The 24996-nt window shown below is 40.9% G+C and carries 22 protein-coding genes; 4 read left to right on the forward strand and 18 right to left on the reverse strand.

The window, feature by feature from the left end; all coding sequences use genetic code 11:
• Nucleotides 1–86: 86 nt before the first annotated feature.
• The 4 genes from NTX86_03360 to NTX86_03375 form a co-directional block, all read right to left on the reverse strand.
• Nucleotides 87–1787, reverse strand: a complete 1701-nt coding sequence (locus tag NTX86_03360; protein ID MCX5922340.1) for a DUF2207 domain-containing protein — start codon at nt 1785–1787, stop codon at nt 87–89.
• A gap of 24 nt (nt 1788–1811) precedes the next feature.
• On the reverse strand, nt 1812–2369 hold the full coding sequence (locus NTX86_03365) for a LemA family protein (GenBank protein ID MCX5922341.1): 558 nt from the start codon (nt 2367–2369) through the stop codon (nt 1812–1814).
• An 86-nt stretch (nt 2370–2455) separates the two neighbouring features.
• The gene (locus NTX86_03370) at nt 2456–4027 is read right to left on the reverse strand and encodes a leucyl aminopeptidase family protein (protein MCX5922342.1); all 1572 of its coding nucleotides are present in this window, start codon (nt 4025–4027) and stop codon (nt 2456–2458) included.
• A gap of 86 nt (nt 4028–4113) precedes the next feature.
• A complete protein-coding gene (locus NTX86_03375) occupies nt 4114–4392 on the reverse strand; it encodes a hypothetical protein (protein MCX5922343.1) in 279 nt (92 codons plus the stop codon).
• A gap of 480 nt (nt 4393–4872) precedes the next feature.
• Between NTX86_03375 and NTX86_03380 the strand changes: the two genes are divergently transcribed.
• Nucleotides 4873–6771 carry a 30S ribosomal protein S1 gene (locus NTX86_03380; protein ID MCX5922344.1) on the forward strand — a complete coding sequence of 633 codons (1899 nt, stop codon included), beginning with the start codon at nt 4873–4875 and terminating at the stop codon, nt 6769–6771.
• Nucleotides 6772–6970: 199 nt separating this feature from the next.
• Nucleotides 6971–7381, forward strand: coding sequence for a nucleoside-diphosphate kinase (gene ndk / locus NTX86_03385; protein MCX5922345.1), 411 nt, complete (start codon nt 6971–6973; stop codon nt 7379–7381).
• A 36-nt stretch (nt 7382–7417) separates the two neighbouring features.
• Here ndk and NTX86_03390 read toward each other — a convergent pair whose 3' ends face one another.
• The 5 genes from NTX86_03390 to NTX86_03410 all read right to left on the reverse strand — a co-directional run bounded on the left by NTX86_03390 (nt 7418) and on the right by NTX86_03410 (nt 12474).
• Nucleotides 7418–8101: a hypothetical protein gene (locus tag NTX86_03390; GenBank protein ID MCX5922346.1), complete on the reverse strand. Its 684-nt coding sequence runs from the start codon at nt 8099–8101 to the stop codon at nt 7418–7420.
• Nucleotides 8102–8648: 547 nt separating this feature from the next.
• The gene (nusB, locus tag NTX86_03395; GenBank protein MCX5922347.1) at nt 8649–9149 is read right to left on the reverse strand and encodes a transcription antitermination factor NusB; all 501 of its coding nucleotides are present in this window, start codon (nt 9147–9149) and stop codon (nt 8649–8651) included.
• Between the two features lie 25 nt (nt 9150–9174).
• Entirely contained in the window at nt 9175–9741 is a 567-nt protein-coding gene (gene efp / locus NTX86_03400; protein ID MCX5922348.1) for an elongation factor P, read from the reverse strand.
• Between the two features lie 229 nt (nt 9742–9970).
• Nucleotides 9971–11014: an ankyrin repeat domain-containing protein gene (locus tag NTX86_03405; GenBank protein ID MCX5922349.1), complete on the reverse strand. Its 1044-nt coding sequence runs from the start codon at nt 11012–11014 to the stop codon at nt 9971–9973.
• A gap of 32 nt (nt 11015–11046) precedes the next feature.
• Nucleotides 11047–12474 carry an ankyrin repeat domain-containing protein gene (locus NTX86_03410; GenBank protein MCX5922350.1) on the reverse strand — a complete coding sequence of 476 codons (1428 nt, stop codon included), beginning with the start codon at nt 12472–12474 and terminating at the stop codon, nt 11047–11049.
• 393 nt (nt 12475–12867) lie between these two features.
• On the opposite strand from NTX86_03410, the gene NTX86_03415 reads away from it, so the two are divergent.
• Entirely contained in the window at nt 12868–14100 is a 1233-nt protein-coding gene (locus NTX86_03415; protein MCX5922351.1) for a serine hydroxymethyltransferase, read from the forward strand.
• A gap of 11 nt (nt 14101–14111) precedes the next feature.
• The gene (locus tag NTX86_03420) at nt 14112–15035 is read left to right on the forward strand and encodes a M48 family metalloprotease (GenBank protein ID MCX5922352.1); all 924 of its coding nucleotides are present in this window, start codon (nt 14112–14114) and stop codon (nt 15033–15035) included.
• 36 nt (nt 15036–15071) lie between these two features.
• Here the strand turns inward: NTX86_03420 and NTX86_03425 are convergent, their stop codons facing one another.
• The 9 genes from NTX86_03425 to NTX86_03465 all read right to left on the reverse strand — a co-directional run bounded on the left by NTX86_03425 (nt 15072) and on the right by NTX86_03465 (nt 24988).
• A complete protein-coding gene (locus NTX86_03425; GenBank protein ID MCX5922353.1) occupies nt 15072–15866 on the reverse strand; it encodes a glycosyltransferase family 2 protein in 795 nt (264 codons plus the stop codon).
• Nucleotides 15867–15868: 2 nt separating this feature from the next.
• Nucleotides 15869–16837, reverse strand: coding sequence for a glycosyltransferase (locus tag NTX86_03430; protein MCX5922354.1), 969 nt, complete (start codon nt 16835–16837; stop codon nt 15869–15871).
• A complete protein-coding gene (locus NTX86_03435) occupies nt 16830–17789 on the reverse strand; it encodes a glycosyltransferase (GenBank protein ID MCX5922355.1) in 960 nt (319 codons plus the stop codon). Before NTX86_03435 ends, NTX86_03430 begins: the two co-directional genes overlap by 8 nt.
• Before the next feature lie 19 nt (nt 17790–17808).
• A complete protein-coding gene (locus NTX86_03440) occupies nt 17809–18894 on the reverse strand; it encodes a glycosyltransferase (GenBank protein MCX5922356.1) in 1086 nt (361 codons plus the stop codon).
• A gap of 18 nt (nt 18895–18912) precedes the next feature.
• Nucleotides 18913–19983: a GDP-mannose 4,6-dehydratase gene (gene gmd / locus NTX86_03445; GenBank protein MCX5922357.1), complete on the reverse strand. Its 1071-nt coding sequence runs from the start codon at nt 19981–19983 to the stop codon at nt 18913–18915.
• 157 nt (nt 19984–20140) lie between these two features.
• Entirely contained in the window at nt 20141–21076 is a 936-nt protein-coding gene (locus NTX86_03450; protein ID MCX5922358.1) for a GDP-L-fucose synthase, read from the reverse strand.
• The gene (gmd, locus tag NTX86_03455; GenBank protein MCX5922359.1) at nt 21073–22182 is read right to left on the reverse strand and encodes a GDP-mannose 4,6-dehydratase; all 1110 of its coding nucleotides are present in this window, start codon (nt 22180–22182) and stop codon (nt 21073–21075) included. Before gmd (NTX86_03455) ends, NTX86_03450 begins: the two co-directional genes overlap by 4 nt.
• An 80-nt stretch (nt 22183–22262) precedes the next feature.
• Entirely contained in the window at nt 22263–23828 is a 1566-nt protein-coding gene (locus tag NTX86_03460) for an AAA family ATPase (GenBank protein MCX5922360.1), read from the reverse strand.
• 53 nt (nt 23829–23881) lie between these two features.
• Nucleotides 23882–24988, reverse strand: a complete 1107-nt coding sequence (locus tag NTX86_03465) for a mannose-1-phosphate guanylyltransferase (protein ID MCX5922361.1) — start codon at nt 24986–24988, stop codon at nt 23882–23884.
• Between the last annotated feature and the right edge of the window lie 8 nt (nt 24989–24996).

A 24996-nucleotide genomic window follows, 5' to 3' on the forward strand; every position in this document is an offset into this window, starting at 1 on the left:
TCCTATTTAACTGGTTGCATATCTTATAAAACATATTACCACAAATACATAAATAAGGGAACAATCAAAGCAAAACAGATCAGTTTTTACCAGCCGCCGCCTCCACCACCACCGCCTCCGCCACCGGATGAACCGCCACCACCCGAACCGCTGCTAAAACCTGATGATTTTCCAGGCACTGAGCTTGATGAGGAAATCACTGAGTTCAAATTACCGCTAACATCGGAAGAAAATGCACCGGCATCAAAGTGGTTGTTACCTAGACCACCATACCAGATTGGCACATAGACATGGCCTGCTTGCGCCATTTTTTCAAACATTGGAGCAAATTGGCGAGACCATGCTTTTTCTACACCAAGCGCAATCGCATAGGGCAAATAGGTCTCATACAATTCTGGTGTTCTTGTTGGTGGCGTACCAATAATTTTTAAGCGTTCAGTTTCCGTGGTTGCCAGGAATAATTTAAACCCTTCTATTTTATTAGAAAGTTCCCACCCATCACGGGTGTAACCTTTTAATACAAAGTAGGTAGCAAGCAACACTAACCCATAGGTAACGGCGCCAATCACTAAAACAATTTCGGAAGTAAACAAAACAAAGGCAATCAGTAAAAAACCAAAAGCAATAAGGCCACCCATGAACATAGTTTCAGTATTAAAATTAAAATAGTTATCTAACTGCTCGCCATAATGGGATTGAACATCTTGAACAACGCCCTGCATAATTTCGTTATGTTTTTTTAATTCAATCGCATCTTTTTTTGCAAACAACGAATCGAAAATTTCTGCGTATAACCCACTATCGTTAATTTTTTTATTCTTTTTTAAGGTGTAAACATCGGCACCAAACCATCCTGTTTTATGTTCAATCGTCAACCAACCCTGCACCGCCATATTAACGATTTCGGCAGTCAACACCTTGCTATCGTAACCCATTGATTGGAAATAACGAATTTCTCCCGGCAACATATCTTCGGGCGGATAAAACAAGGGAATAATAGGTGTATCGGAACGATCTTTGCGCACTCGCACATAGGCAGGCCAGAACATAATTAAAAGCAAAAATAGACCGAGAAGTAAGATAAAAATAGAAAGATTATCTTTAAAAAACCACAGTAACTTTTGTAAAAAACTTGGTTGATCAACGTATCCCTTAGGCCAACCAACAACAATGGTTAAGCCTTCATATTGACGTAAAGGAAATGTGGTAGCAAATTCAGCCTCATGCTCAGCTACATGACGAGTATAATTTTTTTGTTTTGAATTCTGACGCCCCGTGTAGGCCTCTATCTTAATTGTATCAGCAGGAATAGTGGAGGGCAGATGCACCGTAGCCGATGCCTCTTTAATCGGAAAACGCCAACCGTTACCAGTTACATTCCAATAGAGCTCATCATGATTCTCAAAAAAACCAAGCTGACGATTGGTGGTGTACTCAATGGTGAAGGTGTATAACCCAGGATGCAAGTACGTAGCAGCAGAACCAATATAAATCTTTTTTCCATTGGAAGCAGATTCAACATGATACGGGGAACTTTTACCATCGCGCAAAACAGCAGTAACATCAAACTGAACATTATAGGAATTGCCCCAGCGGTCTTTGTACTGGGTAGGAAATTCGCGCACAATGCCACGCTTAATGGCATCGCCTTCTGCTTGTACCGTGATCGTCTCGCGCACCCTCATGGAAGCATCTTTATGAATCGTAATATCACTCGCAAAAGACGCTATATATTCTTGCGCCTGCACAGAGACAGAGAATAATAAAGCCAGGATTAGAAAAACCATAGGCCCCTCCCAGTAGCTACGATGTTATTTGAAATCAACCTTAGGCGTTTCACGCTCATGAGATAAAATTTCAAAATACGCAGCTTTTGCAAAACCAAACATATTGGCAATGATATTTGATGGAAAACTTGCAACGGAAACATTATAGTTACGCGCCGCACCGTTATAGTAGCGTCGACCTAATTGAATTTCGTGCTCAAGATTGACCAGTTGTTGTTGCAACTGTAAAAAGCTCTCGTTAGCTTTAAGATTAGGATAGTTTTCTGCTACGGCAAACAATGTTTTGAGGGCAGACGTTAAACCTTGCTCTGCGCCTTCTTTTTGCGATACCGTTTGAGCACTCATTGCTGACGCGCGCATTCTGGTAACGTTTTCTAAAACTTCTTTTTCATGAATACTATATTGCTTAACAACGGCAACTAAGTTAGGAATAAGATCATAACGACGTTTAAGTTGTACATCAATACCACTCCAGCCTTCATCAACTAATGCTTTAAGACGTACAAGACCGTTATAAGCTCCCATAACCCACAAGGCCACAAGTGCAACAATACCAAGAATAATTAATAACGTGACATTCATCGGATGCTCCTCAACCAAAAAAGATTGTTAAATCGATGTTTCATATAGAATAATTTTACCTTTTTTAAGCCCAAAATACAATGGCTTTACTTTTTGACCTTCCAATTCATGATGAGTTCAATCATCAAGCGTACGCCAGCACCCGTTGCTATATGTTCATAACAATACGAAATGTCAGGAACGTTGGCAGCAGTGCCCGCAATGTCCATATGCGCGAATGGAATATTACCTACAAAAGAGTAGATGAACCAGGCAGCAGTAATGCCACCAGCTCTGTATTTTTTGTTTTCTGAATTTTGTAAGTCGGCAATTTTTGAACGAACCGCATTTTGATATTCACCGGCAAGGTGCATTAAACAAATACGTTCTCCTGCTTTGTTTGCCGCGTCTTTAACTTGATTAGCCAAATGATTGCCTCTAAACATAACTGGCGAAATAATTGGTCCAAAAAAAGCAGGACTACTACCGGTCAATGTCGCAATATTAAATATGGCATCAGGTTTATAATTTTTTACCGTGTAGGCAAGCGCATCTGCTAAAATTAAACGACCTTCGGCATCAGTATTTAATATTTCTGTCGTCATGCCATTATAAAATCTTAAAATATCGCCATCCTTCATTGCTTTTCCGTCGGGCATGTTTTCCGCAAAAGGCATAACACCTATTACATTAACATCTGGTTTTAATACCGAAAGAACCTGCATGGTCTTCATCACTGCAGCAGCTCCAGCCATATCTTTTTTCTGATGACACATATCACTTTTCTTTTTAGTATTTAAGCCACCTGAGTCAAAGGTAATTCCTTTGCCCACCAGTGCAATAGTCGGCGCATCTTTTTTGGTAGTTTTATATTCTAATATTACAAATGTTGGTTCATTGGCTGACCCTTGAGATACACCAATAATACCGCCCATACCCATGGCAAGGATTTGTTCTTTATTGAATACGGTCAAACCAAGATTATATTTTTTTGCGACCTCACGCGCCTTTTCTGCCATATAAATTGGCGTTTTGTGCGTTGACGGCTCATCGACTAAATGGCGCGTTTCGTTCACCGCTTGCGCAATAAGCTGTCCAAGCTCGAGACCACGCTCTACTTCTTTTTTATCTTTTTCATCAATAACCAGTGTCACTTGGGCTAAATTAACATTCTTTTTTTTAATTACGGACGGCTTACTGAAAAACTCAGTAAAACGATATACCGCCATATTGATAATAATAGCGGTCTGTTTTGCTAAATACTCAACTGATATTTCTATAGGCTCTTGCACGAGATACTCAAGCGATCCATCAAAAAGATCGGGCGATGGCATGCGGAACGCCACCGACTCAGCCTCAAAAGCGTCCATAAGATTAACAATCTTTCCAAGTAACTGACGATAAATTTCGACACCTATTTTCTTTTTTTTATTGAGTTTACCCATGCCAATGAATAAGAAATTAACAATCCGCCCATCAAGTGTTGTTGGCACTCTCATGGACGTAAATAATTGACCAGTAAACTTGTGATGCGTAAAAAGCTCTTCCAGTTGCGGAAATATGAGCTGTGCAATTTTTTTTAGTTCGGGAGAAAAGACAAAATTTTCTTCTAATAAAAAGGCATAACAATCAGATTTCGTGCTAAAAATATCTTCTGCCGTAACATTAAATTTGATCATTGCGTTTCCTATCTTTTTTTATAATCTCCCCAAGGAGGATAACGAGTGCCGAGCTTTAAACTCAGCACTCTATTATTCTGATTAATTTACCATTTTTTATGGCTTGATTTCTCTTTTTCTGAAGATTCTTCTTCCTCTTCTTCTGAAGACTCTTCTTCAGACTCTTCTTCCTCTTCTTCTTCAGAAGATTCTTCTTCTTCAGCTTCCTCTTCCTCTTCTTCTTCTTCAGAAGCCATCATGCTGAATGTAGGCATATCCATTTTACTGGTTAAGCTGGTAGAAGTAGCAACTGCTTGTTTTTTACCAAACATCGCTGCCTTGGCAACTTCAAAAGCTTCTAAAATCATTGATATAAAATTCATCATAGTACACCTTCCTTGGTATAGTGGTTTTAATTATAGTATGCGCACAATTACACATCTCATTACCCACTATACCAGATAAATATTTCTATTTGCAATGATTTTTTATTCAGATTTATCAAAGCATGGCTGAGCCGGGGCCAAAATCTCATCCAAATTTGGTGCATTTACCCATAAAAAAGTGCCTCCCGCCGACCTCCCTGCCTGTCCGTCGTAGCCTTGGCGAAGTCGGGAGCCTTGTCGAAGGGTCTTGTTATTATCGCTTTTAAGCCTTCAAGTTCGCTCTCGCAAAACTCGAGCTACCTTCAGGCACGACGGCGGGGTGAGATTTGCTTAAAATACAGCATTCTTTCCCTAAAAAAACCGCGTTTTAAATTTGTTAATTCAAAAAATATAGGGTAAACTTAAGTAATATTTTAATGTTATTGTTCAACCCTTTAAACCAAGCAATGATCACAAAAATCATCTGCTTACGGAGTTTACATGTCAAAAGAACTCATAAGGCCGAATCAGTTTTGCAATGTCAAAGGCACTGCATTACACGATGACGCTGTTCTTAATCTCAATGAAGCCCAACTGGCTGAACTCAAGGCAATCTACGAAGGAACCATTGGCTCATTCCAACCTGGAAAAATAGTCAAGGGAACCGTTGTCAGAATCGATTCAGATGGCGTCCTTGTTGATATTTCTTACAAATCAGATGGCTTAATCCCTCGTTTTGAATTTTCTGAACATGAGCTCAAAAAATTCACACCTGGTTCAGATATCGAAGTTATTCTTGATCAATTAGAAAACAACGATGGCAACGTTATTCTTTCCTATGAAAAAGCAAAAGCAATGCGCGCATGGGACGAGATCACCAAGCTATTTGAAGAAAACAAGCCTGTTGAAGGTGCTGTTACACACAAAGTCAAAGGTGGCTTGTCTGTTGATATCGGTATCCCAGCATTCTTGCCTGGTTCACAAATCGACTTACAACGTGTTACTGATTTTGATCGCTATGTTGGACAAGTTATCCAAGCAAGCATTATCAAAATCAACAAAAAACGCGGTAACGTTATTATTTCTCGCAGAAAATACCTTAACGAACAACGTTCTGAAGTACGCAAGAAGATTCTTGATACTCTTGCAACCGACCAAGTTATTCGTGGTACCGTCAAGAACATCACCAATTATGGTGTATTCATTGACATCGGCGGCGTTGACGGCTTGTTACATATCACTGATATGACATGGGGCCGCATCGCACACCCAAGCGAATTGGTAAAAATTGGCGACACCATCTCAGTGAAAGTACTTTCATTCGATAAAGACAATGAAAAGATCTCATTGGGTCTCAAACAATTGAGCGATAATCCTTGGGAAAAGGTTACCGAAGGTCTCACCGTTGGTTCCAAGATCAAAGGCAAAATCTCAAGCATTACCGATTACGGCTTGTTTGTTGAAATTCAAAAAGGTGTTGAAGGCTTGGTGCATATTTCTGAAATCTCATGGACTGATAGAATCAACGATCTTGCTAGCAAATACAAAGTTGGCCAAGAAATCGAAGTTCTTGTTGTTTCCTTGGATAAAGAAAACCGCAGAATGTCCCTCAGTATCAAACAACTTGATAAAAATCCTTGGGAATCTGTTGCAGAACAATTCCAAGTTGGCCAAAAAATTACTGGCACCATCAGCAACATTACCGATTTCGGCGTGTTCGTTCAACTGATGCCAGGCATTGATGGCTTAGTACATATTTCTGATCTTTCTTGGACCGAGCATATCAACCACCCAGGTGATATCTACCGTAAAGGCCAAGAAGTCCAAGCAACAATCTTGAGCGTTGATAAAGATAGCAAGAAGATTTCTCTTGGTATCAAACAATTGACACAAGATCCTTGGGAAGATATTGAACAGCAATATCCAGCTGGCACCATTGTTGAAGGCACCGTATCTAAAATCACCAACTTTGGTGCATTTATCAAGTTACCTGTCGGCATCGAAGGCCTAGTCCATATTTCTGAACTATCAGATCAACAAGTAGAAAAAGTCGAAGACGTTCTGAAGATCGGACAAAAAGCGCAATTCCGTGTGCTTAACGTAAGCAAGCAAGACCGCAAATTAGGCCTGAGCTTAAAACTTACGCCAACCGTTAAAGAAGAACGCGCTCCTAGACCTGCAGCGACAACAGAGCAAGAAGGCGAAACAACAACAGCGCCTAGAAGAGAGCAACAGCCAAGAGCGCCTAAGAAAGAAAGAAGACAAGAAGCTTCTTCTTTCACTCCACAGCCTCAACAGCAACAACAATCTTCTACTGCTTCTAAATCAAAGAGCCAATTCCAATTAGCTCTTGAAGAACACGCTGCACGTAAAGAAGACAAAGACTCTTCTGCTGAGTAATTAGTAGACTTAGATTAATGGGGGCTCCAAAATGGGCCCCCATTTTTTGAGCCCTTCAAGTTCGCCCCTCGTTAAAACTCAGGGCTACCCTCAGGGAGGTCGGCGATAGGATACTCTCCCCGTCATTCCTGAAGCAAGCGAAGCGTACTTAAAGGATATTCCGAACTTTTCTCACCCTTCTAGCATGAAAGATAGTACTATGATCCAAAGAACATTCGCGATGATCAAACCTGATGCAGTCGCTGCAAAAAATACCGGCAAAATTATTGATCTTATCGAACACAATGGTTTTGCTATTGTGGGCATGGAAAAAACAAAGATCTCAAGAGAAAAAGCTCAAGAGTTTTACGCTGTTCACAAAGAACGTCCATTCTTTGGCGAATTGGTTGATTTCATCATCTCAGGACCTGTCGTTGTCTTGGCTCTTGAAAAAGAAAATGCTGTGCTCGCATGGCGTGATTTGATGGGCGCAACTAACCCAGCTGCAGCAGCTGAAGGCACCGTGCGTAAACTATTCGGCACAAGCATTGGTAACAATGCAAGCCACGGTTCCGATGCACCTGAAACAGCTGCAATGGAATTAGGATTATTCTTCCCTAACTTAAAATAAGAATAATTTCTGAAATATCAGCAAACAGGGAGCAAGCTATAAAAGTTTGCTCCCTGTTGTCATTAAATCCTTTTCCAATCCTATAACTTCTTTTTCTGCGCCTGGATTTTTGTCTTTGGCCACATATTTACTTTCTGTTTTCACACGCCTTTCAGAAGGCTTTCTAACCGATTCAACACGATCTCGCTTTTTCGACATAGTCTTATAACCAGACTGAGCAGTAGTAAAACCAATGCCTAATAAAATTGCTGCGATATGAATTCCAACTAAGATTTTGAACAATTTAACGCGATTCACGTTGTGGAAAAATAAAAGAACTATCACCATCTCAATAGCCACATTCAAGATAATCCACAGACCTGCTGCTATGGCACCATAAAAAATGGCTGCTAATAACGGCGTATCTTTAATGTCCGTGTATGCCAACAAGCGAATAAACTTACCGGTTATGACGTTTTTAATAACAAATACAGGACCCCAACTTACGAGTACCGCCGATATAACATTCATGACTGCTGCCACAGCTACCATCTTCAAAAATGATTCTTTAATGATGGTGCGTAAAAAATAAAGTTCTACGCAAAACAAGAGCAACAATTGAATGACCGTCGCCCAAGTGCCAACACTACCAAGCGTAAGCGATGCAGGAATAAGAATACTTGCTTGTAGTTGAGTACCTACAGCCAAAAGTGCCATACAAAATAAGTAGATTATATTCATCGCTCCCCCTTTATTTTATCCCCAGAAAACCCCACGTCTTTTAAAAGACTGGGGATAAATGGGCTAAAGCCCTTTTTCCGGGGAGCCCCTAAACCACGGCTTTTAAGCCGTGCGAGAGGTTAATTTACCTTAATATATTAAATATCCATTACTAGTAACATAAGCAAATTCGAGTGGTGGAGTAAAGAAAACCCAGGGCAGCTGCACTATATTCTCTGAATTTAAAAGGATAATCTCTCCGCCGTCTTCCCTGAGGGAAGCGAGTAAAACGAGCGAACTTGAAGGGTATTGGAGATGAGCTTCGGCCTTCAAGTTCGCCCTCATAAAAAATTCGGGCTACCTTCAGGCAGGCCGGCGGGAGAGAGGTTCGAGGTGTTGAAAATAGCTCAACTACAAGTTTTATAGTGCGGTTGCCCTAATATACGAAACCCCGTTCGTGCCGATTTTTTTTGAATGCATAGCATGAAAAAAATAATCATCAAAAAAATAGCCCGAGCATGTATCTCACATGCTCGGGCTATTCGTATTTCTAGAAAAAAACTAAGACTTATACAGACTCAGTTTTTGATTTGATCAATTTATCCAAAATGCCATTCACAAACTTATAGGCATCTTTTTCTGCAAAACATTTTGCAAGTTCAATTGCTTCGTTGATAACAATGACCGGTGGCGTAACCGTATGTTCTAATTCCCAAATTGCAAAACGCAAAATCAGCTTAGTACACACGCCAACACGTTCAAAGCGCCAATTATCAAGCAATGGCTTAATAATCTCGTCAAGTGCATCACGTTCATCGATAATGCCTTGTGCGATTCTGGACACTTCGCTATCCAAAGGAATGCTCAAATCGAAGCCGCGGTTATAATTATCAATCACCGTTTCAAGTGAGATCTGATATTCAAACCCTTCAACTGAATACAACAAATGAAATATCAACGAACGAACATCGCGTCGCGATAAATCATCGTATACAATATCATCTGGCGATGTAGGTATCTCTTGCAAATCAACTTTTTCTGATTCAATGTCTTGTAATTCTGGACACATAATTTCCCCCTATTGCCCTAATAAATTATTTTTGAACACGCTCGATATAATTACCATCACGCGTATCAACTTTGACCATATCACCTTCATTGACAAACAATGGCACTTGTACAACAAGACCTGTTTCAAGCGTCGCTGGCTTTGAACCTGCGCCTTGTGCTGTGTCACCACGAACACCTGGTGGCGTTTCAACTACTTTTAATACCATATGGAGTGGTGCGTTAACCGCGATTGGCTTTTCTTGGAAATTCAAGATGTTGTATACGGTTTGCTCTTTAAGGTAATCAAAGGTATCACCCAATTGTTCCTTAGTGAAAGCAACTTGTTCGTAGTTATCTTGATCCATAAATTGGTAAAGACCGCCATCTTCATAAAGATAGACCATGTCTCTGTATTCTAACTTTGGTGAATCAAATTTTTCGCCTGAGCGGAAGGTATCTTCGTGCATAAGGCCGGTGATCATATTCTTCATTTTGGTACGCATGAATGCGCCGCCCTTGCCAGGCTTTACATGTTGGAATTCAACCACCATATAGGGTTGATCCTTATAAAGAATCTTTGTACCTTTTCTAAAATCGGATGTAGATATCACGGATATACCCCTTGAAATCGGTAATAGGATTAAAATTTTAGTTTCTAATAAGTATAAGTTATCAGGCAGAAAAAGCAATCGGTGCTCGCCAGTATACTGGGAGGCTATAAAAACCCACAATAGCTCAAAAAAACATATTTCGAGCTGGCTATACCAGAGACCGGCGTATTGCCCCAACAAGCACGCTTTAAGCACAAAATTTCAATTTTTTACTCTGAGCTAAAGGGCCCTATCCCTCTGAACACATCATCTTATGTGCTTGCCCTGAAGCAATGTTAACACCACACACAGCACAATAGTTACTCGATGAGCTACTTGACCCGCTAGAACCTGCCGCAGCCGGTTGCTGTATACCAGGACACCCTGATCTATGCGCTAAACCTGCTGCTGCCGTTGGGTGACATGCAGGGCATGCTTGTTGACCTTGCGCTTGTGCTGCATGTTGTGTTAACAAGTCTTTGCGCTTTACCGCCTGCATATCGTTAATATCTGCTAATGTTGGTTCAGGCAGGTAGTCAGTCACCATATTAAACATGCCGATATGCCCACCGGCTATGGGAAATGGCAAAACTGATTTTTGAACATCATTATCGCCAACAACGTGTTTGGTTAACGCGTCTCTAGCTGCAACTTGATATTCATTGAGTAAAGCTTGCCGTTGGTCACTGTACAAAAAATTATTCCAAGTGCTTTGACTAATTTGTGCGCCTGCTTTAAGTAGTTCTTTTACGATTTCGGAATACTCCTCCTTATAATCAGATGATATGCTATTGATAGCAGCCGTACGAAGTGGTGTATATCGTTGATAGGAAACATCAACATTCGCTCGCGCAGCAAGCAGTTCTCTTATGACGGCAATATTAGAACCTGTTACGACGGCATATGTAAGCGCCGTCCCGCCATACGGAATATTATTCACATAAATATTCGCTCTTGCCGCAAGCAATCTTCTTATCATGTCCCTGTTACCATCGAAAATCGCAAACCTAAGTGCTTCATCACCAGCCTTGTTGTCGATACTCGCGCCCGCCATAAATAATTCTTGCATCATTGCTGAGTCATTGTTATAAACTGAGTCAAGCAATGCTTCATTCTTATCTTGTGTCCACCAGTACTTTAACCTAAAAAATACACGGCTCGCTGCTGCTATTAGACTACAGCTCTTTGCCTTCTTACCTTCTCCATCATTCTTTTTTTCTTCCATCGGCGTTGTCTGTGCTGGCATTAAACCTGCAATAAATACCGCTATAATAACGGTTTTTTTAAATTTCATGATGGAACCTCCATTTAGTTTTTTAACAATAATTAATTATTCTTTTCTTTTGTTCTCATGTAAAAACAGTCACCTTTATGACCCTGGCCAGCAGAAAGATTTGCTTGGCAATGGCTACATCTGTTTGCACTCGTCGAACTACTCGAGCTTGACGATGAGCTACTTGATGATGAACTACTCGATGAGCTTGAGCTACTTGAACCAGTATTAGCTACCCCCTGCATACCCTGACACCCTTGCATATGCTGTATGCCCGCCGCTGCAGTTGGCAAACATGCTGGGCATTGTTTGACTGTTGTCATACCAGTACCCTGCAGTGCGCCATTATTCCGCACATAATCAGCAATAAGGTTTATACTGCTAAACGGTAATTGTGGTAATGCTTGCATTAAATCAGCTTGTTCTAAACATCGTTGACGTATGCGATGCCGTGCATCTCTAGCAGATCCCATAGCACTAATTATTTTAATAACATCTTGTGGCAGTAATTTTTGTAACGTTGTATCAACCTCACGTTCATAATCAGCCTTATCCTGCACGACCACATGTTCATAATCTTGGCAGGCTTTTTGCATAACATCCTGCATGTTGGTAGAACGGCAATCAAGCCTCTTCGTGTTATCTGTAGCAACATCAAGCAAAGTTCGATTATTTGCATCTGTTTCTGAAACACAAGGCCCACAAGCAACCAATAAATTTACAGTACCTATATGACCATTTCGAGCCGCGTAATTAAGCGCTCTATCGCCATGACGAGAATTTTTCTTATCCATATCCGCCCCATTTTTTAGTAATTTGATGACGACTTCGGTATGGCCACGATAAGCTGCAGACATAATTGCTGTCATACCGCTTATATTCTCCTCTTCCGTAATAGAGCCTCTTTTCATCAATTCTGTGACGACTGGTAAGTGTCCCCCATAACTAGCCCACATAAGCGCATTCATATTGCCGCCGCACGTTACCCAAGATCTCGCGCCACGGTTAAGTAATGTAGTGACAATCGCTGTATGTCCACCAGAAGCTCCCCACATAAGTGCAGTTTTACCATAAGGATCAGCTGCTTCTATGCTTGCACCATTCTTAAGCAATTCTTCTAAGACCTCTAATGCGCCTTCTCCTGCTGCCTTTAGTAATGCGTGATTTTTATCACCTTTACATGCATCCAACAAAACCTTATACGCAGACAACATCTCATCATGCTTTTGTTCATTCTGGTTTTGCACATAAATTGGCTGCGCTTGAAGTGTCACGGAACCATAAGCCAGATTCGTTACAGCTTGCTGTTGAGACCCTGCGCCACTCGACAAATATGAACATATACGTTGTACTGCCGACATTACACTACAACTCTTTGCCTTGTTATCCCCTTCATCATTTTTTTCTTCCATCGGCATTGTCTGTGCTGGCATTAAACCTGCAATAATTACGGCCATAATAACGGTGTTTTTGAATTTCATGATTATAATCTTCCATTTAGTTTTTTAAAAATAGTTAGTCTTTCTTTCTTCTATTTTTACAACAGAACTTTATCTATTTATCACTATACCCACATTAGGTATTTTGTCAATCTGAAATTATTATTTATGAGTTTTTGTTTTTTTATTCTCAGGTTTAAATTTGATTTTGGTGCTATTTTTGACGCTACGACAACGAAATCAAATCTTAATCTCTTATGTAGCATTGACCCAAAATCCCTCAATGAAGGAGATATTTTGAGGTTTTTTAATGGATATACAGATACAAAGACCCCAGATACCACATATACGCTTACGCCTTCGCTTCTGGGCAAAAAATTGTTAGACTTGTGTCTAGTAAAAAATTCACTACATTCGCTAGAAAAAGGACCTCCCATGGCCAATTTATTCAATACCGACCCTGAAATTTATGCGATTATTAATCAAGAATCAAAGCGCCTGGAAGAGGAAATCAACCTCATAGCATCAGAAAACTACGTCGCCCCAGAAGTTATGGAGGCAACCGGCTCAATTTTGACCAATAAATACGCCGAGGGTTACCCAGGCAAGCGGTACTATGCCGGCTGCCAATATGTGGATATGGCTGAAAATTTGGCCCGTGAGCGCGCAAAAAAGCTCTTTGGTGCTGAGCATGTCAACGTCCAGCCTCACGCAGGCTCCCAGGCAAATATGGCTGCTTATTTTGCGGTCCTTAAGCCCGGCGATACCATTTTGGGCATGAGCTTGGCCGAAGGTGGACATTTGACCCATGGCCACGGGGTTAACTTTTCTGGCAAATTCTATAACAGCATCCAATACAAGGTTAACCGAGACACCGAAATGCTGGATTATGAAGAAATTGCCGCATTGGCCGAGCAACACAAGCCAAAGCTCATTGTCGCTGGCGCATCAGCCTATTCCCGTATTATTGATTTTGAAAAACTCGCAGCTATTGCAAAACAAAATAATGCCCTTTTGATGGCTGACATCGCCCATATCGCTGGCCTTGTTGCGGCTGATTTGCACCCAACACCAATCGGCCATGCCGATATCACCACGACTACCACCCACAAGACTCTACGGGGCCCTCGTGGCGGCATGATTATGTGTACTAATTCATTGGCAGAAAGTGTCGACAAAGCAATTATGCCCGGCACCCAAGGTGGCCCTTTAATGCATGTGATTGCCGCAAAAGCAGTCGCCTTCAACTTGGCGCTGCAACCAGAGTTTATAACCTACCAAAAACAAGTACTAGCCAATGCCAAAGCTATGGCACAAACCTTCCAAGATCTTGGCTATAGAATCACCACCGGCGGCACGGACAATCATTTGTTTGTCATTGATTTGCGATCAAAAAATATGAATGGAAAAGTTGCAGAAATTGCTATGCAAAGCGTGGGTATTATTGCCAACCGTAATTGCGTGCCGTTCGAAACAGAAAAACCTTGGATCACCAGTGGCATTCGCATTGGCACCCCAGCAATTACCACACGCGGCATGAAAGAGAAGGATGCACAACAGATTGCACATTATATCGATGAGGCATTACAACATCGTGATGATGCTGCTGCACTACAAAGAATTAAAGATCAGGTGCATGCGATGTGCAAACGGTTTCCAATTTATTAGCGAAAGAAATCATGATCTTACGTAACAACATAACCCGCGGGTTACTCATAGCCTGCCTACTTACATCAACTGCCACACTACCAATGCACAAAGCCTTCAATGAAATTAAAAAAGTCGCAGCCTACGCGCCTGCTTTAATAAGTTCCGGTATAATAGCTGCTAATATTCTTGACGCACATACTGTATACAAAAATACTGTAACCATCCAAGACAATTTGTCTGATGCACCTGATTGGATAAAACAATACGTACATAAAGAATGCAGTAGCCAAGGAATCGACCCACAAACTCTTAAAGTAAAATTTGACGATAACTTAGAGACTGCGGCTGCCGCAGGACTCGATACTATAATTCTTCGACCATATGCAAAAGATCAATATAATCAAAAGCTCGATCTTAACAAAAGACTTATAGAATCGAATTTAGCATACAAAGGACTTATACACCATGAGCTTGCACATATAAAACATCAGGATGTATTTAATCGCATGATAGCGCTACAAGCTCTACCAAGCATAGGAGCTTTAGGATTAACTGCCGCACTTGCACATCCATTCATGAAACCTATCCCATCAATGGCACGTATAATAGGAGCATCAATCATAATGCTATCATTGCAATACAACAAGTTTACCCTTATGAATCCTTATTGCAGGTTTCAAGAACAACGTGCTGATGATAGTATACGAAGCGATATCAATATATTAAAAGCATATGTAGAAGGCACCAAACCGCTCTACGATCACATGATATCAGATGAAACTTATATTCAAAAAAAGAAATCTTTACCCTATTGTATACTACCAGAATCCATATCTAACCGCTTATTACAAATCGCCTTTGATCCAACTCATCCACATCAACTTGATAGTGTAGCAAAACTTGAAGATCGCATTGCAAAGTTAAAAGCACACGAAGAACAAAGTAAAAAGTAAAACCTCTCTGTTCTTAAAAATTCAAAGAGGCTCTTTTTATTCAATCGGCGAATAGCGCTCTTTGGAGCGAATCACTTTTTCCATCTGCAGTTGCAAGCGTAGCCGCACTTTAAAATCATTGAGCGGCGTAGCTTGATTGTAGATATACAACACTTCTGGAATGTGATGTGCATGTTGTGCCGCCATCTCGACCATCGGAAACATAAATGCTTGGTCCCACGTTACTTCAAAAAATTTACCATCATACATCAAATCTTCTTTGTTAATGCGCTTAAAAAGCCATGCATAAAACGTGCGTAAATGGGTTGTATACCATGGTGCCCGACGAATGGCGTTATTATTGATGATCTCTTCCGGAACCTGTCTGCCACCGCCAATGCCGCCACCTGGGTATTCTTGGTAGGCACCATAGGTTAGCCATGCATCGGTTGTACTGTATTCCTGGTTAACGCGTGCAAGAACACCATCATGCGCAAACCAATCATCCCCATCGAGGGTAATAATGACCGCATTATCAGGGCATTGTTCAATGGCTGTATAAATATTATATAAGGCGCCTTTACGTTCTACGTTGTTAATAAGCGTAATTTTGTCTGCCATGTGTTTATTGTTGATATAGTGCGCCACGACATCGCCAGTGTTGTCATTCGAGCAGTCATTGATATAGATGGCACGCCAGTTGCTGTACTGTTGAGCAACAACAGAATCTAAATTCTTTTCGTACCATGCTTCATTATTATAAGATGGTATGATAACCACAATTTCTTTCTCTTGAGCACAGGCAAGCTGCATAAATACAACACACAAGACTAGACTCACTTTACGTATCATAACTACCTCTTTTCAAATGCTTCAGGTTTCAACCAACTACCAGCCCAATGATGAATTGCAAAGGATTCAGACTTTTGCCACACCGTAGCAGGCAGACCTTTTTGGTCGTAGCCACAGGGGTACAAATAACTTGCCGGCAAAACCACATTCACTAAATCATCAACATACGAGTTTCTAAAACAACAGCGTGTAAAATGTATAGGCCCGGTTTTGACAACAATTTGATGCATATGCTGATTGTCTTTGATCGTCTCTACACAACTCTTTAAAATTGGATGCCCCGGTGTTGCTGCAAATAGCGCTGCCCCGAGCTGCACCATATGCGTGTCGAGTGGTTGCAGGCCGGTATAAAAATCATAACCATGCTGTAATGGATCAAGCGGCTTTAAACATTCAAAATCGGTGTCGATGTACACGCCACCAAAGCGATAGACGATTTCCCATTTTAATATGTCTGACTTTTCACCATAATTGCGTGCTTGGTCGTAAAAGCCGCGATTATCAAATGTAAGCTGTCTCACATCGACTACTAAGAACTGCTGGTGATCTGCCGCCAGGGCATTCTCAAGCTCTTGAAATGTGCGAGCAACCACGTCACCGCACACATAATTGACTGGATTGTCGGTCCAAAAAACAAACGTCCAATCGGGGTGATTGTCTATCCACGTTTTTCGCAACGAAATATATTCCTCAGGAAAACTGCCACCCAGCCAAATCTGATGCAGAATGTTGGGAATCTTTTTTTCAGTCATGCCACGCGCCTTCAGCTCATCAGGATTATTTTTTACATACAATCCCCTAAAGAAATTCATCATCATCGTTGAATAATCTTGTTCGACAATATTTGGGTATGCCGCTGACTGCATCGAAACGTCAAAATCAACGGAGGCGTGAGAGACGGGGGCTAAAAACAAAAAAATAAATACCCTTCGACAAAGCTCAGGGAGGACGGCGGTTTTTTTCTTAATCATTCCATGCCTTTACTGCTGCGTCATTATTCAAATTCCTAAACGTCTTCTTGCGATATTCCTTAGGCATCCAACTTTTTGCCCAGTGATGTATCGCATAAGCGCCTGCTTGCACCCATTCCTTATATTTTAATTCAGTTTCCATACAACCTTGTGGATAGCAATAGCTTGCCGGCAATGCAATATCAATCGAACCATCTTTGCCCGCAACCGCATAAAAAGATTTAGTAAAATGCAGAGGCCCTGTTTTTACCGTTGTCCCCTTGTGGTGCCAATCGTCTTTAACTGTTTCTATGCAATGTTTAAGAATCGGATGTTTTTTGTACCCGGCAAATAAGGCAGCACCCAGTTGAATGAATTGCGTATCAAGAGGTTGAATGCCTGTGTAGAAATCATAGGTGTAGTGCAATACATCAAGCGGCTGCAAACATTCAAAATCAACATCCACATACACACCGCCATATCGATACACCACTTCCCATTTTAAAAGATCTGATTTAACACCGACACTATCGGTTGCATCGTAATATTCTTGATTGTATAAATTAAACGTTTTGACATCTTCGTCGATCCACAACTTATAACTCCAACCGCCATGCATATGTTTATCAATCCATGATGCAGCATATTTTTTGAATGCATCGGGCAATTGCCCACCAAGCCACACTTGATGAATAATCTTAGGAATTTTTAATTCTTGCTGCGGCTGAATGTTGGAAAGATTATTCTGCACATACAATGCTCGGAAGAAAGAAAGTAATGTCGCGCCATCAATACCAATAACCTGCTTAGTGACTCGAATTGAATCAGGAAACTGGCCCGTTGCCATGGCAACATCAAAATCAACATAGGTCCATATATCATGCGTTGTCGACCTTTGCTCTTCTGCATAACCGAGGTTTGATAGGCTCAACGCTGCTAATAATAGCGTGCAATGCCAATTATTGTGCTTCATCTATTACCTTTCTTTTTTATTAATAATTTTTAATATTCTGAAACTCCGACCGCCTAAATGCTGGATACAGCCACGACTTTGCCCAATAATGCACCGCAAAAGCACCTTCTTGTAACCAAGCCCCACGTTGTATGTCATACTCCTGACAACCAAGCGGATAAAAGTAACTTGCTGGAAGTGCTATGTCACACGTCGTGCCACGACCAGCCGTATCATAAAAAACTTTGGTACAATGAATCGGACCGGTACGCGCAGTTATTTTGCCTTGCACATTTTTGTTGTACCATGTTTCTTTGACGCGTTCAATCCAACTTTTTAATAGTGGGTGTCCCGGAATTGAACCAATCAAACCAATGCCAAGTTGCACAAGTTCGCTATCCAATGGTTGAATGCCAATATAAAAATCATACAGATAATGCAATGACTCAAGTGACTTTAAACAGGCAAAATCAAAATCAACATACACGCCACCGTAGCGATATAAAATTTCGTAACGCATCAAATCTGAGATTTCTGCAGGATTGCGTGACTCGCGTACTAATTCTGCATTGTGCATGTTCAAATCAGCAATATCATCTTGCGTCCATAATTTGTACTGCCAGTCTGGGTGATGTGCCCGCCAACTAAATTGATAGTGATTAAATTCTTCTGGCACAGATTTACCAATCCAAATTTGATGAATTATTTTAGGAATTTTTATGGTGACCGATGGCGTACAACGGGATGGTTTATTTTTTTCGTATAAATTTCTGAAAAAATCCATGAGTTGCGTGCCACTCAGGCCAAGCTCATCTTTATTCTGTGCGGACGCAATCACCTGTTGGTACTGCGCTGTCTTCATAGATATATCAAAATCAACATCAGCTATAATAGGCTGAAAAAACAAGAGAAAAGCAGTTAGAACAACCAGAGCAACACCTTTGTCGCCGTCCTCCCTGAGGGTAGCCCGCAGGGCGAACTTGAAGGGCAGGCGAAAGGTTTGGTATAGTTCATAAAAATTTAATAAAAAACGACCCTTCAAGTTCGCGCCAAAAGGCGCTTCCTTCAGGGAGGACGGCGGGAGTAGGTTTTTTTTAATCGTTATTGCTTCAATTCCAAATATCATAGTTATTTTCCCTCTTCATCATCCAAATAATACTGTTGCGCCTTGTTTTACCCGCTGCAACTCACTACGCATCATATCTTCAACTAATTCTGCTAGTTGAATTTTTGCCTTCCATCCTAATTTACGCTCTGCTTTAGAAGGATCACCTATTAAAAGTTCAACTTCTGCCGGTCTAAAATAGCGGGGATCTACAAATACTAGTTCTCTTCCTGTTTGTTTATCATAACCAATTTCGTCTACCCCAGAACCCTTCCACGTTATATCTATACCAACTTCTTTAAAAGCTAATTCAACAAATTCACGAACTGAATGAGTTCGACCAGTTGCCACAACATAATCATCAGAACTATCTTGTTGTAACATGCGCCACATAGCTTCTACGTAATCTTTGGCATGGCCCCAATCACGCTTTGCATCTAAATTCCCCAAATAAAGCGCTTGCTCAAGGTTATATTTAATGCGAGCAACAGCACGCGTAATTTTTCTAGTCACAAAAGTCTCACCTCGAATCGGTGACTCGTGATTAAATAAAATACCATTACATGCAAAAATACCGTACGACTCACGATAATTTTTAGTGATCCAAAATGCATAAAGCTTTGCTACGGCATAAGGAGACCGTGGATAAAAAGGTGTTGTTTCAGATTGGGGAATCTCTTGGACTTTTCCGTAAAGCTCGCTGGTCGAAGCTTGATAAAATTTTGTTTTTTTTGTTAACCCCAACGTACGTATTGCTTCAAGAATATGCAACGTTCCTAATGCATCAACATGTGCCGTGTATTCTGGCAATTCAAATGAAACATGCACATGACTTTGTGCGGCTAAATGATAGATTTCATCTGGCTGAACTTCTTGTACCAAACGAATAATATTAGATGCATCAGTCACATCGCCATAATGCAATATAAAACGATGCTCAGCATTCCAATGCTGATCTTCATAGAGATGGTCAATACGCGCAGTATTAATGAGTGATGCTCGTCTTTTAATGCCATGAACCACATATCCTTTTTCTAATAATAACTCAGCCAAATAGGCACCATCCTGACCTGTTACGCCTGTAATTAAAGCAACTTTACGTTGATTAATTAAGGTCGCATCGTATTCAGCTTGCTCATCAAGCACCCTATAATTTCTTGTAGGAAGAATGCCCCATGCTGTTTGTATACAACAGATAAATAACAAAAGTACAATCTGTTGTACCACATTCTTTTGCCTCTTCATTGTCACTACCTCTTTATAAAGATTATTCAAAAATTTTTTGATCATTACACCACTGCAACGTTTTCTCTATGCCATTTTGCAACGACGTAGTCGCACGCCAACCAAGGGTGTTCATCCGCTCAACATTCAATAATTTTCGCGGTGTGCCGTCCGGCTTTGTGGCATCATATACCAAAGATCCCTGATAGCCAACCGTATTTTTTATAGTCGCTGCCAACTCTGCAATAGTAGTATCCTGCCCCGTACCAATATTAATAATTTCATTACCAGAATACTGCTGCATTAAAAATAGGCACGCATCGGCCAAATCATCAACATATAAAAATTCGCGATACGGCTTACCACTGCCCCAAATAACGACTTCCAATGCATTCGATTTTTTTGCCTGATAAAATTTTGCCAATAATGCCGGCAACACATGAGAACTTTCCAAATCAAAATTATCGTGGGGACCATATAAATTGGTTGGCATACAAGCGATAAAGTTAGTACCATACTGCTTGTTATACGTCTGACACATCATAATGCCCGCAATTTTTGCTACGGCGTAGGCATCGTTAGTTTTTTCAAGTTCTCCTGAGAGTAAATACTCTTCTTTAATAGGCTGCGATGCATTGCGTGGATAAATGCAGGAAGAACCTAAAAATAAGAGTTTTTTGACGCCGTAGACATAAGAAGCGTGAATCACATTCAACTCAATGGCTAAGTTATCGTAGATAAACTCTGCAGGACGATCCATATTCGCTTTAATGCCGCCAACTTTTGCCGCGGCTAAAAATACATAATCTGGACGCTCTTGAGCAAAAAAATTATTAACCGCCTGCTGATTACGCAAATCGAGCTCGGCAACCGTACGTGTCAGAATAGTGGTAAACCCTGCCGCTCCTAATCGACGCACTAAAGCAGAACCAACTAACCCTTGATGTCCCGCAACATACACTTTGGCATTTGAATTCATGCTTTCATCTGCCACATAGATTGTTTTTTAGGTGCCACTAACGATGGCGCATCAATAGTAAGCACGCCTTCATTGCGTACTTCTTGCAAATCACTCATGACCATGAGCTTCACCAGACCGGTAAAATCAAGCGTTGGCTCCCAACCTAACAATGTTTTTGCTTTTGTTGCATCACCAAGAAGTTCTTCAACTTCAGTGGAACGGAAATACCGCGGGCTCACCAAAATCAGCGGCTTTCCTGTTTTGGCATTGAGACCGCGCTCATGCACTCCTGAGCCTTGCCATTCAATAGGTATATCAACTTCGGCAAAAGCACGCTCAACAAATTCACGTACCGAGTGTGCCTTGCCCGTGGCAATCACTAAATCTGTAGGATCTTTATGTTGCATCATTAACCACATGGCCTCAACATAATCTTTTGCATAGCCCCAGTCGCGCTTTGCGTCTAAATTGCCAAGATACAACACATCTTGCATGCCATAATGAATACGTGCGACTGCACGGGTAATTTTTCTGGTTACAAATGTTTCGCCACGCATAGGCGACTCATGGTTAAACAGAATGCCGTTTGCTGCAAACATGCCGTAAGCTTCGCGATAATTGACCGTAATCCAATAAGCATATAATTTTGCTACGGCATAGGGAGACCGCGGATAAAAAGGGGTCGTTTCTTTTTGCGGCACTTCTTGCACCTTACCGAATAGTTCGCTGGTGGATGCTTGATAAAATTTTGTATTTTTTAGACCCAAAATGCGTAATGCTTCTAAAATCCTTAATGCGCCCAGCGCATCAGCTTGTGCTGTGTATTCAGGTGTTTCAAAGGAGACCGCCACATGACTTTGTGCAGCTAAGTTATAGATTTCGTCTGGTTGAATTTCTTGTATGAGACGGATGATGTTGGTTGCGTCTATGACATCGCCATGGTGCAAGAAAAATCGTTGCTCACCACTGGCATGCCTATCTTTAAATAAATGATCGATGCGTCCGGTATTGAATGATGATGAGCGCCGCTTGATGCCATGGACTTCGTAGCCCTTGTCTAATAATAATTGCGCTAGATATGCACCATCTTGACCTGTCACCCCAGTAATTAAAGCTTTCTTCATTGCTAAATCCTATTTCTGACAACAGTGTCGTCAGTTTTATGGTATCGCTTTCTACAAGCACTCTCTCAACTTTTTTTCAGCTACTTAGCAACCATTTCTTGCGAACTATATTCTACATCAAAAGTGCCTTCATGCATCTTAAATGATAATCCAACAAGGATGATCTTCTTGCCACAATCTATGAAGCTCTCGTAATAACGCTTGTTCAGAATTTGCTCAAGCGCTTTTTGACTATCAACATTCAACTTCAGCTCAAAGATATACCGATACGTTTTTGTGCTGACAACCAAATCTATTCTACCTTGATTGGTAAGAATCTCAGATTGAGCTTTGCGTGATAACAAGCTCATCAAAAATTGAAACAAGGAATGATAATAACTTTCTTTTTTGATATGCAACGTATAAGGAATATGCGCAAAAAGAGCTTGAAGACTTTTGCAAAACTGCTTTAGATCATAAGCTTCTAAGGCCCTCAGTAAACGATCTTGTGCCGTGTCAATGGTGACCACATTGCTGTGCGCCAATGTCGCCACAAGAAATTTATTGAAGGAGTCCGCCACCTCTACGTTGGGAAAGCCCAACCTAAAAGTATCTTTAACGGGGTTGTAAGCAATAATCGTTAAATACCCGGTTTGAAACAGCAACGGGATGAGAGGAATGTCATGTATTTGAAATGAGCTTAGACTCTCTGGTGACAATTCTACAAGCGATAGCTCTTGCAAGGTATCGTATTGCGTCCGTAAATACGTTACCAAAAATGAAGGCGTTCCCGATTCAAACCAGTAATTCCTTAACTTTGCATCCTTTAAATAATACAACACCGAAAATGGGTTATACACTTTAATGTCTTTATCTGAAAATTGATAGCCATTGTACCATTGTTGTATAAGAGCCAACTCATTGTCCACGCCATGGCCATGTTGTTGTGCAAGCTGCTCAAGATGTGGACCAAAAGATTGTGTAATCTCTACATAGGTATACCCCAACAGAGATGCCGCTTCGGGCTTTATGCTAATATCGTTAAGATTATTGATACCAGAGAATATTGAGGTCTTTGCAAATTTGGTAACTCCGGTTATAAAAATGGCACGCAGATGGCTATCCAGGCCCTTAAGCGCATCATAAAAACCCCTGAGCGCATCTCTGATCGCTTCTGCCTCATGTACATTTTTAAGATGATCAAGAATCGGCTTGTCGTATTCATCGATGAGGACTACAACTTTATTTTTTTGTGACAATTGCTCGACCAAAGACCTTAATTTTAGCTTAAGACCAGGAGCGCCTGAAACATCAACACCATAACTCTTTGCTATGGCATCGAGAGTCCACTGCAAACTAGCATCCAATTCTTGAGGTGTTTTATAATCGATCGTTGAAAAATCGAGCTGAATAACGGGGTACTCCTGCCAATCGTAAGAGCTCGTACTGATCCAAAGACCATCAAACAATGCTTTGTTACCAGAAAATAATTCATACAGGGTCGATATGAGAAGCGATTTACCAAAACGGCGGGGACGAGATAAAAAATAGTAGCGAGAACCACCACTAAATAAATTATACATGTGTTCAGTCTTATCTACATAGGTATAATCGCCTGTTCTCAGCGTCTTGAATGAACTCACATCAGTTGGCAAGCTTCTCAACATACTTTCCCCATATTTTTAAAAAATAACAGATATCATAAAGTATACATCAAAATTTAAAGATATTCTGTCAGCTCTTTCTGTTTGAGCTGTTTGACAATCGCTCGTACTTTTTCAGCTTCATCGCGCTTTGTAATTAACAAGACATGGTCTGTTTCAACAATGCATAAATCATCAACGCCGATCAGCGCAACCAACTTATTGGGCACATCAACGAGATTATTATGCGATTCTGTTTCAAAGACATTGCTCACATTCAATCCGCCGCAGACATTTTTAATCGATAAAAATATTTCGATATTACCAACATCGCACCAAGAAAAATCAACCGGCAACACACTGACGCGTGAGCTTTTTTCCATCACCGCATAATCTATTGAATCTGATTTAATGGCATCGTAAGAAGTGCTTCCCGCACGGTATGAGACAACACCATCATACATCTCTGAGGCAAGCTGCTTAAATTCATCTATAAAGACGCTCGCCTTGGCACAGAACATACCAATATTCCACAACATGGTCTTTGATTGAATATATTCTTGTGCGCGGGCTAATGATGGTTTTTCATGAAATTTTTTCACTGGAAATGGCGACTGCCCTTGTACCATATCATCAAATTCAATGTAACCATACCCCGTTGCAGCGTACGTTGGTTTGGCGCCAAACAACGCGATGCGATCGTTATGGGTTACAAAATCAATAGCATGTTCCAAAAACTGAGAAAATATATGCGTATCTTTAGTTGGAATAAAAGGATCGGCTGGTAGAAAAACAATGACCGCTTGTGGGTCTTTTTCATAAATTTCACAACAACTTAATAATATTGCCGGACCGGTATTGCGCGACCCAGGCTCAATAATAATGTTACCAATAGAATCACCAACAAGATCTGCTACACCTTGTGTATGTTGCTGCGTGGTGCATACACGAATATTTTTTTGTGGCACTATTGAACGTACACGATCAATGGATTGCTCGAGGAGTGTTTCAGTCTGCCCGACTGCCAACAGTTGTTTGGGTTTACTTTGTCGAGACAATGGCCACAAGCGTTCGCCGACGCCGCCGGCAAGAATTACACAATAGACATGCTGTGCATTATGTATCGCTTGAGCTGTGTTTACTGCCAATGTTAATGCTCCTAACACTATCAACTTACTTTTCATACTGCTTC

The sequence above is a fragment of the Candidatus Dependentiae bacterium genome (assembly GCA_026389015.1).
In the GTDB taxonomy this organism is placed as follows: domain Bacteria; phylum Babelota; class Babeliae; order Babelales; family Vermiphilaceae; genus JAPLIR01.

Coding starts and splice junctions, on each gene's coding strand:
- NTX86_03360 (MCX5922340.1), bottom strand. CDS start 1,787: ATGGTTTTTCTAATCCTGGCTTTATTATTCTCTGTCTCTGTGCAGGCG.
- NTX86_03365 (MCX5922341.1), bottom strand. CDS start 2,369: ATGAATGTCACGTTATTAATTATTCTTGGTATTGTTGCACTTGTGGCC.
- NTX86_03370 (MCX5922342.1), bottom strand. CDS start 4,027: ATGATCAAATTTAATGTTACGGCAGAAGATATTTTTAGCACGAAATCT.
- NTX86_03375 (MCX5922343.1), bottom strand. CDS start 4,392: ATGATGAATTTTATATCAATGATTTTAGAAGCTTTTGAAGTTGCCAAG.
- NTX86_03380 (MCX5922344.1), top strand. CDS start 4,873: ATGTCAAAAGAACTCATAAGGCCGAATCAGTTTTGCAATGTCAAAGGC.
- ndk (MCX5922345.1), top strand. CDS start 6,971: ATGATCCAAAGAACATTCGCGATGATCAAACCTGATGCAGTCGCTGCA.
- NTX86_03390 (MCX5922346.1), bottom strand. CDS start 8,101: ATGAATATAATCTACTTATTTTGTATGGCACTTTTGGCTGTAGGTACT.
- nusB (MCX5922347.1), bottom strand. CDS start 9,149: ATGTGTCCAGAATTACAAGACATTGAATCAGAAAAAGTTGATTTGCAA.
- NTX86_03405 (MCX5922349.1), bottom strand. CDS start 11,014: ATGAAATTTAAAAAAACCGTTATTATAGCGGTATTTATTGCAGGTTTA.
- NTX86_03410 (MCX5922350.1), bottom strand. CDS start 12,474: ATGAAATTCAAAAACACCGTTATTATGGCCGTAATTATTGCAGGTTTA.
- NTX86_03415 (MCX5922351.1), top strand. CDS start 12,868: ATGGCCAATTTATTCAATACCGACCCTGAAATTTATGCGATTATTAAT.
- NTX86_03420 (MCX5922352.1), top strand. CDS start 14,112: ATGATCTTACGTAACAACATAACCCGCGGGTTACTCATAGCCTGCCTA.
- NTX86_03425 (MCX5922353.1), bottom strand. CDS start 15,866: ATGATACGTAAAGTGAGTCTAGTCTTGTGTGTTGTATTTATGCAGCTT.
- NTX86_03430 (MCX5922354.1), bottom strand. CDS start 16,837: ATGATTAAGAAAAAAACCGCCGTCCTCCCTGAGCTTTGTCGAAGGGTA.
- NTX86_03435 (MCX5922355.1), bottom strand. CDS start 17,789: ATGAAGCACAATAATTGGCATTGCACGCTATTATTAGCAGCGTTGAGC.
- NTX86_03440 (MCX5922356.1), bottom strand. CDS start 18,894: ATGATATTTGGAATTGAAGCAATAACGATTAAAAAAAACCTACTCCCG.
- NTX86_03450 (MCX5922358.1), bottom strand. CDS start 21,076: ATGAATTCAAATGCCAAAGTGTATGTTGCGGGACATCAAGGGTTAGTT.
- gmd (MCX5922359.1), bottom strand. CDS start 22,182: ATGAAGAAAGCTTTAATTACTGGGGTGACAGGTCAAGATGGTGCATAT.
- NTX86_03460 (MCX5922360.1), bottom strand. CDS start 23,828: ATGTTGAGAAGCTTGCCAACTGATGTGAGTTCATTCAAGACGCTGAGA.
- NTX86_03465 (MCX5922361.1), bottom strand. CDS start 24,988: ATGAAAAGTAAGTTGATAGTGTTAGGAGCATTAACATTGGCAGTAAAC.